The following is a 12,868-nucleotide window of genomic DNA, read 5'->3' as shown; positions in this document are numbered from 1 at the left end:
CATTGCGGTCGAAATGTGCTCAGGCGCTCCGGCAGCTTCAGCGCGGCGGCGGCTCGTCCAGATAGATGCCTGCCGACAGACCGGCCTTCGCCTGCCGCGTGAACTCGTCGGTGGACACTTCCTCCGCTCCGGCCTCTATCGCGTCATAGGCCTGGCCCACGACGTCGGCCGGCGTCGCCTTCGCTACTTCCAGGCCGCTCGTCAGATCCGTATCGATGAATCCGGCATGCAGCCCGACGACCTGCGTGTGCTGCTCGCGCAGCGAATGACGCAGGCCATTGGTCAGCCCCCACGCGGCTGACTTCGACACGCCGTAACCCGCGAGGAGCGGCCGGTTCATCCAACTCGCGACGGACAGCACGTTCAGGATCGCTCCACCGCCATTTGCTGCGAGCTTGCCCGCGAACGCCCGCGACATCGACAGCATCCCAAACACGTTGGTTTCGAAGTGATCGCGCAACGCCTCGGGCGCGCCCTCGTCCATCAGGCTGCCGTACCGCGCAATGCCCGCGTTGTTGATCAGCAGAGTGACGTCGCGCGCCGCGTCGGCGGCCGCAGCCACGGCCGCCGGATCGGTCACGTCGAGCTTGACGGGCACCACGCCCGGCAGCGTCACGCTGGCCGGATCACGCGCGCCCGCATAGACCTTGCGCGCGCCTCTTTCAAGCGCCTGTTTCGCGAACTCGAGGCCAAGCCCGCGGTTCGCGCCCGTCACGAAAACAACTGCACCTTCGATCTTCATCTCTCATCCTTTCGCATGATGAATCGCATGCGCGCCGGCTCGCCGCGCGCGTGTGATCCGGTGAAAACAAACCTGCCATTGCTTACCGAACCGTTGCACCGCCCGGTGGCGCCAATTCGCCCCGCCCGGCGGCCTCAAAGACCTCAGTAGAACGCCATCCGAAGCCGACGTTGCTTCGCGTTCTGCGCGAAAGTCGGCTACACTCATGTCAATGTCGATCACCATCGTCTTGTGGTGCATTCTGTCAGCGCGATCCGGGCATGTCAATGGTGATCGACATTGTGTTTTCCAATCGACGCGATCGTCTAGATAAGGGAGGGATCGATGGGTGTGACACGACAGCAGGCCGCCGAGAACCGGAACGCAATCGTTGCGGCTGCCGAACGGCTGTTCCGGGCGCGCGGTGTTGATGCTGTGGGGCTGGCCGAGTTGATGAAGGAAGCTGGCTTCACGCAGGGCGGCTTCTACAACCACTTCAAGTCGAAGGACGCGCTGGTCGCCGCGGTGATGGAAAAGGCGATGCACGACTATGCGGATGCGCCAAACGCCGGAAGTCTGGAGAAGCAGGCGGCGCGCTATCTGTCGACCTCGCATCGCGACGACATCGAGACCGGGTGCCCGCTGTCCGGCTTCGCGGGCGACGTTCCCCGGATGACCGACGAGGCGCGTTCGTCCTTTGCGCGCGGCCTCGCCGTGTATCTCGACCGGCTGGCTGGCATGATTGCCACGGACGGCGCGTCGACGGAACAAACCCGTCGCGACGCGATGGCAGCGTTCAATCAGATGGTAGGGGCACTTGTGCTGTCGCGCGCCGTCGCCGGCACAGATCCGGCCTTCGCCGACGAAATCCTCGACGTGGGTCGGCGCACGCTCGTCGACGCGCCGGACAGCGGGCGCCGCAGCAGCTCGAATGACTGAGACGCCGCCTGCGGGCCCGGGAGCCCTGGGTGCGAATGCGGCGCTCGCCGGGGGTAGCACGATTGGCTCGCAAAGGCTCAATCCTTCAGCGCGCCAGTGAGCGGCGGGTTTGCGTCACCGTCACCCGTCTGCCCGAGCGTAGGCAGGTATCTGCCGAAGTTCATTTCGAAGTCGCTCGGCACGCCATAGGCCAAGTTACGGAGCTTGGCGCGGCGGGCCTGCCCAGCTGGCGAGGCCAGGGCCGGGAAGAACAGGTCAATGCTCGACTGAAGTTCTGCAGCCGTCGGCACTCCGAAACGATTGATTTGGGCTTTCGCTGTGCCGAGCGTTTCACGGTCGAATGTGGCCAGACGCCGGACAAGCGTATCGACAAAGGAGTCGAGGTCGGCATCGTCCAGCGTGCGGTTCACCCAGCCATATCGTTCGGCGACGGCGGCGTCGAAATCATCGGCACTGAGGGCAATTTCGAGTGCCCGCGAGCGGCCGACCACGCGCGGGAGCCATTCCAGCGCGCCGCCGGCCGGGACCAGGCCGACGCCGACCTCCGGGTTGCCGAATATCGCATTCTGCAGACTGGCGAAGCGCATGTCGCAGCCCAGCACGAACTCGTTACCGATGCCGCGCGTGCGGCCGCGAATCTTGGCGATGCTCACGACCGCCGTTGACGCGAGGCGCAGTACGCAGTCGCGCCACAGTCCCAGCACCTCCGGCCGTTCGGCTGCTTTGGCTACGTCAAGATGGGCGACGAAAAAATCGGGATTCGCCGACTGAAACAACACGACCTTCGCGGACGGGTCCGCCTCGCGGTCGGTCATTAGCGCGGCGAATTCGTCGATCGTGGCAGGCGTAAACATGTTGATCGGCGGATTGTTGAAGGTGACCGTCCACCGGTTCGGATTGGTCCGGTCGATGTCGAATTGCGAAGGATCGGGCATGGCGCTTCTCCTGAGGCGTAGGGTAGACCAGCGCTGCGTTCGAGCGGTCTCGGTTCGCTCCGCCTGGCACGTCGGGACCTCTGCAGGCCGGTTGAAGCGCCTTCCAGCTCACAAAGGCAAGTCCCTACCTGCCTGCTCACTTGCCATGTACTCGGCATACCAGTCCGGCCAATTTTCGTCGCGCTGGCCGCCGGTCCGCTTCTCGTGTTCGCCGTGCGCTACCTCCGCCCGCCGGAGCGCCGCCGCGAGATCCGCTGTAGAGGTGAAGGTTGTGGCGTCTGTGTCCAAGCGGCCGGGCACTCGCTGCGTGAGTTCCTGGAACAGCCAGCCATTGCCGTCAGGATCGCTAAACGAGGCGAATGAGCGGTAGCTGCGATGCTCGGGGTCCGGACCGCTAACGCGGATTCGCCCGAACAGATAGGGATCATCCGAGCCGCTGTACGCGCCAGCAGCATCATGGAACACTTCACTTATATCGATCCCACGTCCCAGCAGCTCTTTCCGAGCCGCCTCGACATCGGAGACGACCAGGTACAGCCCTTGTGCGGAGCCGGGTGTGGCCGCTGTGACATTCTTGCCGAAGATAACCGAGCACCCGGAACCGGGCGGCGTGAACTGGATGACGCGGAAGTAGCCGTCGTCAGAGGCAAAGTCCGCGTCGAGCCTCCACCCCAAGCCGTCGTAAAACTGCTTGGCGCGATCGACGTCAGAAACAGGGACGACGATGACCTCGAGCTTCATGTCGACACCGGGCACATTCGGGGTCCCGATTGCAGCGACGCTCATGTGAATCTCCTACTGCTTGGGCCGCAACGCGGTCGTCGAGATTGACGACGGCACCCGCTCAGCGAACCGAGTCGGATGTGCTTGGGCGGATGCAATCGCGGCCTGACGTTAGCGATATGGTAGTTCGACCGGATTACGAATTCCTCTCAGCGTGTTGCCATTAGTTGGCGACGGCGCCGGAATATTCGCTATCTTCGCTTGCTCGCGGCCGACATTGGCGGCGAGGGCATATAACATAGCCGCGGCATGCTCAGTCGTGGTACTCGATAGACTTGATGAGGTTGCCGCGCAGTGCCACTACGGCCTTTTGCAGTTTCGCAAAATCGTCCAATGTGAGTCCAGTCGCCTTGGTGAGGTCCTTTTTCAGACTCCTTTCGCTCAGTCGTCGCCCACTTTTCGTCAGACTCACGCGCACCTGTCGCTCGTCTTCAGGGTCGCGACGTCGCTCCAGGTAACCCATCGCCTCGAGCTTTTTCAGCATCGGTGTAAGGGTGTTGGACTCGAGAAATAGCTTCTCACCCAACTCGCTTACCGTCTGGTTGTCCTGCTCCCACAACGCGATGATGGTGATGTACTGTGGATAAGTGAGCCCGAGCTCCTCAAGGATCGGCTTGTACGCCTTGCCAAACGCCAGATTTGTCGAATAGACGGCAAAGCATAGGTAGTCGGAGAGCGGAAAGGACACGGTTGCCGGGAGGTCCGAGGATTTCATTTGTAGCATCTTTAGCAGATGCCGGTAGATTTGCACTAGTTCGCCGCTAGGACGCCTGCGTCGCGACGACGATGCGAGACGGCAAGCGACCGCGGCGTGCACGGGTTAGCGGTGCACAAGGGCCCCGCTGCGCGGCGTCCGATGGCGCAGCGCGCCGCCGAACGCGTCGGCGCGTCCGGCGGCGAGCGTCTGCTCGCTGTGGCCTCGACTACGCTGTAACGACGGTGAGGCCCACCTCGATATTGCCGTGCACGGCCTTCGAGTATGGGCAGATGTCATGCGCGCTGCGGGCGATCGTCTCTACAACGTCCCCTGCGAGTCCCGGCACGCGAATCCTGAAGTGAGCGCCGATGAACCAGGCGGCGCCGGTCTGGCCGAGGTTCGCCTAGATATCCACTGAGTAATCCGGTGGCAGCGCGACTTTCTTCAGCGAAGCGGCGATCTCAAACGCAGTGATGTAACAGGCCGACCAGGCCCCGGCAAACAGTTGCTCGGCTCGCGGGTGCGGCTCCGTTGCGATGAGCTCGAGGCTTTCACCGCCGGGTGCCGACAGCTTGAGGTCGACGACGCCGTACTCGCCACGCTGCACACTCGGGTCACGGTTCACGGTGGTATGTGTGTTACCAGAAAAGAGAACTTTGTCGATCGTGGTCGTGATTGATTCCTTGCAAATATAGGGTTTCTGGGAAACATCGATTAGTGCACAAGTTAATCGCACGCGATATATGGTGGATCAGATGCTGGACGATGTCAAGCGGTCGCGATTCGATCGCATGCGAGATATGTAATGCGCCGAAATGCTTCCCGCCCGAATCAGATACCGGCGAGACTGATGACATGCTGGGCTGGCGATCGAAGTCAACGGCCGCTCATCCGGGCGAACCGGCCGCTCGCCTGGCGACACGACGAATGTCTCATGTGGGTCGCAAGTACTCGTTCGCTAGGAGTGAACGCTGACGTTCGCCGCCGCCGAACTGGGAATGTCGGCAAAGCGACACGTTGCTGCCTGACAGATCCGATACCTGAAGGTCAGCTATGGCCGATCTATGCTCGACGTTCATCGGGCGGGTCTTTGATGCGCTCCGGTCATTCGTAGCGCGGCCTTGTCGAGCCACGCGCGGACTGCCGACCGGGTCGGCTCAGTCAGCTCAAATTGCACGGGACGCTGTGTCTTTCGCTGAACGACTTGCGCCCGCGGTACGACCTGATTGACGTGGGTGACATCGTGAACTCGCAGACTGACAAGATCACAGCCACGTAGTTTGCTGTCGATCGCGAGGTTGAACAAGGCAAGATCGCGGACAGAGTGAGCGTTCTGGACGTGAATCCGGATGGCCCAAACGTCTTTGGGTCTGAGCGGCGGCTTCTGGCCGACCAGCTTGCCTTTGTTCCAAGCTTCACGGGGTTGTTCGGTCTTCATGGCAGACTCCCACAAGAAAGATGGGAGTTCAATTGTGGAACGACGCTCCCGCCGTTACTGTTCACAATCTTGCCGATTGTTGCCGCCAGCGCATCCTTGACCATCGCGACTCAAGACTCAACGCCTGGTTCACATCGAAACGCGCCTGATGAGTGGCGGAGGTGTTTCGGCCATAGCCGACGTTCAGGCATGGCATCCGTCGGACAGCAGTGAGTCGCTTTGCCGACATTCTCACTTCCCCGACGGCGAACGCCAACTTCACTCACGCGAACGCGTACTTGCGGACGCACCGCAAACCGTCGCGTGGTAAGCGATCCACAGGCAGCCAACGATGCGGCTCAGTCCTCCAAGGCGGCTCCTCGGGGATAGCAGATCGGCCAACGCGATGTTCGAGAGTTTGGGGTGGACGAGGCGGATTGCCCTATTCGCCAACATACGGAACCGCGCTGCGCATCTCTCACAAACCGCCTCGCCTGGCCGGAACCCCCTACCGCGTGTGCGGTTTCGTTCAACGGCCGATTGTTGTGGTTGCCGTTCGCGCATTAATCGAGTACAAGGCGCAACTGTTAACGGGAAATTTTTCAAGGAAGGTGAGCCGCGAGGCGACGGTCGGTTGCTCGATGGTTATTACGGTATCGGAATTTTTCTCTGTCAAAGCCGTTTGTCGACTAAATTGAATGGTGATTAGATTGCCGTGAGAAAATCGAAAATGGCCATTCACCCCGCGAGGAAGCCACACAAGGTGCCACCGTGGCGTGGCGCCGCGCTGGAATTATGGGATAGCTTAGCGGATACACTCAGTTTCCCGACACCGTTTAAGGATATTAATGTTGAGCGGGAGTTCCTCGACGATCATGGCCGGCGTTTTGAGCGATTCCGTCGTGTCGCTGTAATTCTGGGGTTCTTCGTGTGGACGTGCTTCGCGTGGGTCGAACTCGACTCTGCGAGCCGCAATGCTGCGTTTCATGCTGTTCTGGCAACGGTCCTGGTTTTGCGTTTCATTGGAATTGCAGTTTGTGGAATCGTCATCGCACTCTCATTTCGAAGCACGTTTTCGAGTGAAAAGACGGCACAACACATCTTCTTGGTTATGGTTGGCAGTGCGGCCGGATTGCTTTTATTAATGGTTTTGGTTGTTCCGAGTCCATTTAATGTCTTTCCGTTCTTGGGAAGCATGGCGCTGGCTCTATTCTATTTGTTTGGCATGCCGCAGCTGATGGCTAAACCGGCGTTCTGGCTAGCATGCATCATCGTCTCAACTATCGTACTCCTTCAGATCACGTTACACTTTCTGGATATCGAGAGCTTCCTGATCGAGATGTTCTGGCTGCTTAACGTAATGGTAGTGGGACTTTGCGTGAACGTTCATTCTGAACGCCACGCGCGTCAAAGATTTACTGCAGAGAGAGAACTCGCCTTATCGAAGCATAGTCTGGAAATTCTGAATGATGATCTGACTCGTAAGCAAAAGGCGCTGGAAGCATCACACAACGAGCAGACTGCGAAGAAAAACGCCTTGATCAGATTAAAGGACGATCAGAAGCGCGCTGCTGAAGACGCCAGTTCGGAGAAGTCTTCTTTTCTTGCAGCGGCAACTCATGATCTCCGGCAACCGATGCATGCGCTTCATATGTTCCTTGCCGCCGCCGCGGAAGCGACAGAACGCGGCGATCTCCAAGAATCTCAAAAGCTGGTAACCCAAGCGCGGAAGTCTTCCGTCATCATGGCACGCCTTTTCGACGCGGTGCTAGATTTATCCAGACTCGAGGCCGGTGGTGTGTGTCCGGATTATTGCATTTTTGACTTATCGCCCCTTGTCCATGAGGTGGTCGAAGAGGCTCTGCCATTTGCTGCAGAGAAGCACATTGCGCTACGGCTGAAATGTGCAGCAAACGCAAGCATCTGGGTGCGAAGCGACCCGCATTGGATTCGGAGGATTCTGGCAAACCTCATCTCCAACGCCGTAAAGTACGCGGACACAAATAAAGCACCTCGATGTGCTGTCGTCATAGGCGTTGTCCGCAGCGTGAATCGCGTCAGAATCGACGTCGTGGATAATGGAATCGGAATTGCACAGCGACATTGGGACGCGATTTTCAGACCATTCTTTCAGATTGGTAACCCCGATCGCGATCGAGAGAGGGGATTGGGCCTTGGATTGGCGACGGTCAACGCCATGATTTCGATGCTGGACGAACATCGGATCGAGCTTAAATCCGCTCAGGGCAACGGCTCACGCTTCTCGGTCGAAGTCCCGATCTGCCAAAATCCTATCCTCAAGACATCCAGTGCGGCGCCTCTCGAATTAAGCCCACCGATTGGTGAGATATCGGGACTGTACGCGCTGCTGGTGGAAGACGACGGGCTTGTAAGGGCGGCGATGGAGGCGCTCTTTCGGCAATGGGGGGTGCTTGTGGAATCCGTGAGTTCGGCCTCTCAACTCGACGAGATACTCGGGACGATTGAACGCTACCCGGACTTCATAATCACGGACTTCCGGTTGGCCGATTCCACGACAGCCCGCGATGTCATTGAAATTACGCAGACTAGGCTCGGTCGATACATCCCGTGTTTGATCATCACCGGCGAGGCTCGGTTGGAAGATCTGGAGATTCTTCAAGAACGCTATATCTTGACGAAGCCAGTCACAGCTGAATCGCTAAAAAAGAAAATCCTTGAGATCGTGCCAACTACATCGTCGTCTTCCCCTTCCGGGCTAGTCACGTAGAGATGTCCGGACTTCCCTTTGGAATCTCGATACCACGCCGCGCCATTTCTACAATCAGAAATGTTCGGCGCGTCACATTAAACCGTGCGAGCAAATCGCTTGAGTATTCCTTTGCGGTATTTTCAGTGATATCCATCTTTCTGGCGATCGCTTTGTTGGAAAGGCCTTGTAGGACGTAGCGTAAAGTCACAGCAAGTCTCGGCGGAAGGTTCAGCGTTTCGACTGAAATACCGCGATTAATCGTGGTCGGTCGCGGGCTATGACCTCCTTTTCCCAGCACCGTGTTTGGCAAATAGATCCGCCCTCTTAGGATTGTGTGCAGAGCTTCCTGGAACACAGCGCCACCTTCCTCACTGGCCTTTGAGATAAATCCGCACGCCCCATTCTTGATGCATTCGAACACTGTCTCGCGGTCGTCTTGGCTGGAAAGCATAATGCAATGGACTTCGCGATCCTGTTCTTGCATCCACTTGAGCAAGTCAAGGCCTGATTTCTCGCCAGTCAATCTGTAGTCCAGGAATACTAGATCGTAAGCCTTACTTTCAAGCCGAGTCACAGCCTGCTCAAAGCCATTCGCTTCGTCAATACACAGTTCCGGCTCGCTGGCCAAAATGAGGCTCTTCATGGCGCTTCGTGTAAGGCCCTCGTCTTCGACGAGCAGTACAGTTCCGAAATACCCGCAGCCCATATTTGCCTCCTTTTCTAGACCGATCATAGTGGCATTCAATCTGGAGTGACACCCCTCATTTGGAGGGGTCCTTTTAGTAGTCTTCTAGAAACGTCGAATCCCCCTCAATATCGACGGTATCGAAAAAGGTCTCCGTCGACGAAAATATAATCATTGACGTATCCAAAGTGCGTCGACGGAACCATAGAACAGGGTGTGCAATTGATTCTTTGATACAAAGCGAAATAACGTTTCTTCAAGCGCAATTCGATATTCGATAAGCATATAAATGCAATGTTTCAATTCGTTTGGATAATTTCTCGGGCAATCCTTAATCGGAGATTTTAAAATGAAAAAGACTGTAGTGAAATTTATGGCGATCGCCGCGGTTTCAGCGGGATGGATGGTTGTAGCCCAAGCACAAACATTCGTTCTCGACGGCGTTCTCATGGGCACAGTATGCCGATACGGTCCATATTTTACTCGTTACCCATCAGTCGACGCGCAACCGGTTGGGTCGGCGTGCCCGATTCGCGACAATTTTGGAGACATCATCGGACGGGGAGTCGTTACCGACGAATAAGACCTCTATTAGATCAACCTATGCGCAGACTATCGCCGAATGAAAAAAGAATTGATCGACCTCAAAGGCCAAGAAGGGGCGGAACACTGCCCCTTCTTGGCCTTTACGTGATTCCGATAGTGGCACCGGTTACTCCAGGGACAGGTGTCATCTTCGCGCGGGAGAAACTGAGATGCGCAGTAGCTCATACTCCGACACCTTTAGAGAAAATAACGGCGTGCAGGGCCGGGAATCACGTCCCGCGACGTAAGGACATATCATTTGTCTTAGGGTGACAGGAGGGAATGGCCGTTCGGTTCCATTACCTACCCTTGCTACCGTGACGGCCTGGCGGACCGAAACGGATCTCGAGATCTGGCGGACTCGACGGAAAGTAGGCAATGCATTTTGACCAGCGTGACTTGTCACCTGCGATGTCCGCTGACTGGCGAACGCCTGCGGAGGGCGGCTCTGTACTCGCCTATCGCCAGATTAACAAAGGTACGATTACCTCATGTCCGAACGACAGGAAAGCAAGCTGAATCGGCCTCACAAGCGATGCGCCTGAGCGTCAGCTAAGGCCGAACTGTACTCGACGGTCCTCGCTTGGATCCCCAATGCGCTGCCGTCAATCGGATGAAAGCTCCGCGAAAGGGCCTGGCGGAAGCAACTCGGCTGCTCCGCCAGAACGGCGGCGCGACGGTAAGTGGCCGCACGAGTGCGCATGCAACATCATGTCGTGCGGCCAGCCTTGACTGCGCTAGAGTTCAGTCTGTTCCGAAATCTCAAGCGCGTCATCGACTTCGATACCAAGGTATCTGATTGTGCTTTCAATCTTGCTATGGCCGAGCAGCAACTGGACGGCTCGCAGGTTCTTCGTGCGTTTATAGATCAAGGTCGCCTTCGTCCGGCGCATCGAATGTGTGCCGTAGACTGTCGGATCAAGTCCTGCTGCGCCCACCCATCGACTTATCATCCGGGCGTATTGCCGGGTAGAAAGATGCGGAGACGTCGACAGTCGACTCGGGAAGAGGTACTGCTCCGACCGTAGCGCGGCCTTGTCGAGCCACGCTCGGACTGCAGAGCGGGTCGGCTCAGTCAGCTCGAATTGCACGGGACGCTGTGTCTTTCGCTGAACGACTTGCGCCCGCGGTAAGACCTGATTGACGTGGGTGACATCGCGAACTCGCAGACTCACGAGATCGCAGCCACGCAGTTTGCTGTCGATCGCGAGGTTGAACAAGGCAAGATCGCGGACAGCATGAGCGTTCTGAAGGTGGATCCGAATGGCCCAAACGTCTTTAGGCCTGAGGGGTGGTTTCTGGCCGACCAGCTTGCCTTTGTTCCACGCTTCACGCGATTGTTCGGTCTTCATGGCAGACTCCCACAGGAAGGATGGGAGTTTCATTGTGAAGCTGCTGCACTCTCGCGAATGTTCACAATCGTGGCGATTGTTGCAGTCGGCGCCTTCTCAACCATCGTGACTCGGTGGCCCATTCAGGTCGAAGTTTGACCAAATGACCGGCGGAGGCGTTTCGGCTATGGTCGGTGCTCGCCGTTCAGCCGCCATGCGGCTGTACTACGCCGCTTTGCTGACGTTCGCGATGACATGCGGTCGAACGTCGGCTTGCCGTAACGGCGGATGAGTCTTGACGGCCAATTTGAGACATTCGACGCAGCAGCCTACTTCGTCGACAATCAGGACCGAGCGCCGAACGATTTGCGAGGCGCCCGACGGTCAATGAGTGGAGCATCCATGCGACGTATCCTTGCCATAGGTGGTGGCGGCTTCATGATGGAAGATGGGCCATCGCCTATCGACAAGCACCTCGTCAGCCTAACAGGAAAGGCACGACCAAACATTTGCTTTCTCGCGACACCCAGCGGTGACCTTCCGGCGCATTTGGACAAATTCCACGCCGCCTACGGCGACTTAGGCAGCGACACTTCCCACCTTGCATTCTTTCGCCAACCCGAGGCCAGGTCTATTCCCGTCGCCGAATTTCCTGCACGACTTCTAGATCAGGACGCGATATTCGTTGGTGGCGGCAATACCAGGTCTGCGCTCGCCGTGTGGCGCGAGTGGGGAGTCGACACGGCGTTGCGGAAGGCTTGGGAAGACGGCGTTCTAATTGCGGGCATGAGCGCGGGTGCCATGTGCTGGTTCGAGGCCGGTCTCACTGACTCATTCTGGGGGCCGACGTACCGTCCGCTCGACTGTTTGGGGTTACTACCGGGCGGCTGCGCTGTTCACTACAGCAGCGATCCGAAGAGACGTACGTCGCTACACGCCGCCCTCCAAGCTAGTGCGATTCCTGCTTCGGTTGCGATTGACGATTTTTCGGCGGTCTTGTACGAGGGCGCCTCTATCGACCGCGTATTTTCATGGCGACCGGGATCGACAGCGCATAGCGTCTTCCGTGAAGCCAATTCGGTAACCGAGACCGCACTGCCGACCGTTTGCATCGGCTGACGTGGCCCAGAGCCGTCGACACGCTAGCTGCATTGAGTCATGCGACGCAATGCGGCCAGCGGCCGGTCGACACCAATATCCAGATCGCCGACAATCATCGACGCTGTTTATCTCGTTGGCTTGCACCAAGCCGCAAAAATCAACAATCACCCAGGATGGCGCCATGTCCCAACCTCCGCTTCGCTTATATGCTGATGCACAGTTCGCAAGCCCATACGCGATGTCTGTGTTCGTTGCTCTCCGGGAAAAGCAACTGGACTTTGAGCTCTCTGCGGTTGATCTTGGAATCGGCGCTAACCACGTAGAGCGCTACGCTGTCGAATCGTTGACTCAGCGAGTACCTACATTGCAACACGGCGATTTCTCGCTATCCGAGTCAACGGCAATCACCGAATATCTGGATGAGACATTCCCTGAAACGCTGATTTATCCTCGTGACCGAAAACTTCGTGCAAGAGCGCGCCAACTTCAGGCGTGGCTTAGAAGCGACCTGATGCCCATTCGTCAGGAGCGCTCGACGGAGGTAGTGTTTTATAAGAAGGAGGCTCCGGCGCTTTCGGCCGAAGCGGAGCTGGCAGTGCGAAAGCTGTACTTTGCAGTCGACCGGCTTCTCTCAGAGGATGCATCGAATCTCTTTGGTGAGTGGTGTATAGCCGACACGGATCTGGCGCTCATGCTCAATCGCCTTGTCATGAATGGCGACAACGTTCCCGCGAGGTTTGCATCGTATGCAACGCGCCAATGGGATCGAGAGTCCGTGCAGCAGTGGGCCGAGCTAAGCAGGCCTCCGCTTTGACAACAATACGAGCGGCGTTGTTCGTCGCGAGACGGGAGCCGGCCACAATCGGCCGTTCGACATACCGGCGTAAATCCGCGACAATTTGGCGGGATTCACACCCTGGAAAACGACCGATGAAATGCCGGA

General features: G+C 57.8%; 10 protein-coding genes and 2 pseudogenes. 4 read left to right on the top strand and 8 right to left on the bottom strand.

The window, feature by feature from the left end:
• Positions 1-37: 37 nt before the first annotated feature.
• Entirely contained in the window at positions 38-742 is a 705-nt protein-coding gene (locus tag G3N95_RS17915; RefSeq protein ID WP_205971418.1) for an SDR family oxidoreductase, read from the bottom strand.
• A gap of 324 nt (positions 743-1,066) precedes the next feature.
• Here G3N95_RS17915 and G3N95_RS17910 point away from each other — a divergent pair, with 324 nt between their 5' ends.
• Complete coding sequence (locus G3N95_RS17910) at positions 1,067-1,660, top strand: TetR/AcrR family transcriptional regulator (protein ID WP_205971417.1); 594 nt, start codon at positions 1,067-1,069, stop codon at positions 1,658-1,660.
• 77 nt (positions 1,661-1,737) lie between these two features.
• Here the strand turns inward: G3N95_RS17910 and G3N95_RS17905 are convergent, their stop codons facing one another.
• From G3N95_RS17905 to G3N95_RS17885, 5 genes and pseudogenes are all read right to left on the bottom strand, one after another.
• Complete coding sequence (locus tag G3N95_RS17905; protein WP_205971416.1) at positions 1,738-2,595, bottom strand: enoyl-CoA hydratase/isomerase family protein; 858 nt, start codon at positions 2,593-2,595, stop codon at positions 1,738-1,740.
• Positions 2,596-2,703: 108 nt separating this feature from the next.
• Positions 2,704-3,381, bottom strand: coding sequence for a VOC family protein (locus tag G3N95_RS17900; RefSeq protein WP_205971415.1), 678 nt, complete (start codon positions 3,379-3,381; stop codon positions 2,704-2,706).
• A 250-nt stretch (positions 3,382-3,631) separates the two neighbouring features.
• Positions 3,632-4,093 carry a MarR family transcriptional regulator gene (locus tag G3N95_RS17895; RefSeq protein ID WP_205971414.1) on the bottom strand — a complete coding sequence of 154 codons (462 nt, stop codon included), beginning with the start codon at positions 4,091-4,093 and terminating at the stop codon, positions 3,632-3,634.
• 208 nt (positions 4,094-4,301) lie between these two features.
• Positions 4,302-4,751, bottom strand: a pseudogene (locus G3N95_RS17890) (OsmC family protein).
• A 432-nt stretch (positions 4,752-5,183) separates the two neighbouring features.
• Positions 5,184-5,513: pseudogene (locus tag G3N95_RS17885) on the bottom strand (integrase); the annotation flags it as partial.
• 709 nt (positions 5,514-6,222) lie between these two features.
• Between G3N95_RS17885 and G3N95_RS17880 the strand changes: the two are divergent.
• Positions 6,223-8,241, top strand: coding sequence for a hybrid sensor histidine kinase/response regulator (locus G3N95_RS17880; protein WP_205971413.1), 2,019 nt, complete (start codon positions 6,223-6,225; stop codon positions 8,239-8,241).
• On the opposite strand, the gene G3N95_RS17875 is transcribed toward G3N95_RS17880, so the two are convergent.
• Positions 8,234-8,929, bottom strand: coding sequence for a response regulator transcription factor (locus G3N95_RS17875; RefSeq protein ID WP_205971480.1), 696 nt, complete (start codon positions 8,927-8,929; stop codon positions 8,234-8,236). The genes G3N95_RS17880 and G3N95_RS17875 overlap by 8 nt on opposite strands.
• 1,301 nt (positions 8,930-10,230) lie before the next feature.
• Positions 10,231-10,845 carry a tyrosine-type recombinase/integrase gene (locus tag G3N95_RS17870; RefSeq protein ID WP_205971412.1) on the bottom strand — a complete coding sequence of 205 codons (615 nt, stop codon included), beginning with the start codon at positions 10,843-10,845 and terminating at the stop codon, positions 10,231-10,233.
• Positions 10,846-11,226: 381 nt separating this feature from the next.
• Between G3N95_RS17870 and G3N95_RS17865 the strand changes: the two genes are divergently transcribed.
• Positions 11,227-11,943 carry a peptidase E gene (locus G3N95_RS17865; RefSeq protein ID WP_205971411.1) on the top strand — a complete coding sequence of 239 codons (717 nt, stop codon included), beginning with the start codon at positions 11,227-11,229 and terminating at the stop codon, positions 11,941-11,943.
• Between the two features lie 163 nt (positions 11,944-12,106).
• Positions 12,107-12,739: a glutathione transferase gene (yfcF, locus tag G3N95_RS17860; protein ID WP_205971410.1), complete on the top strand. Its 633-nt coding sequence runs from the start codon at positions 12,107-12,109 to the stop codon at positions 12,737-12,739.
• Positions 12,740-12,868: the final 129 nt, after the last annotated feature.

This window comes from Paraburkholderia sp. Tr-20389 (genome assembly GCF_017104565.1).
GTDB lineage: Bacteria > Pseudomonadota > Gammaproteobacteria > Burkholderiales > Burkholderiaceae > Paraburkholderia.
Note: the sequence above shows the minus strand (reverse complement) of the source record. Positions and strands in the feature narration are given on the sequence as shown.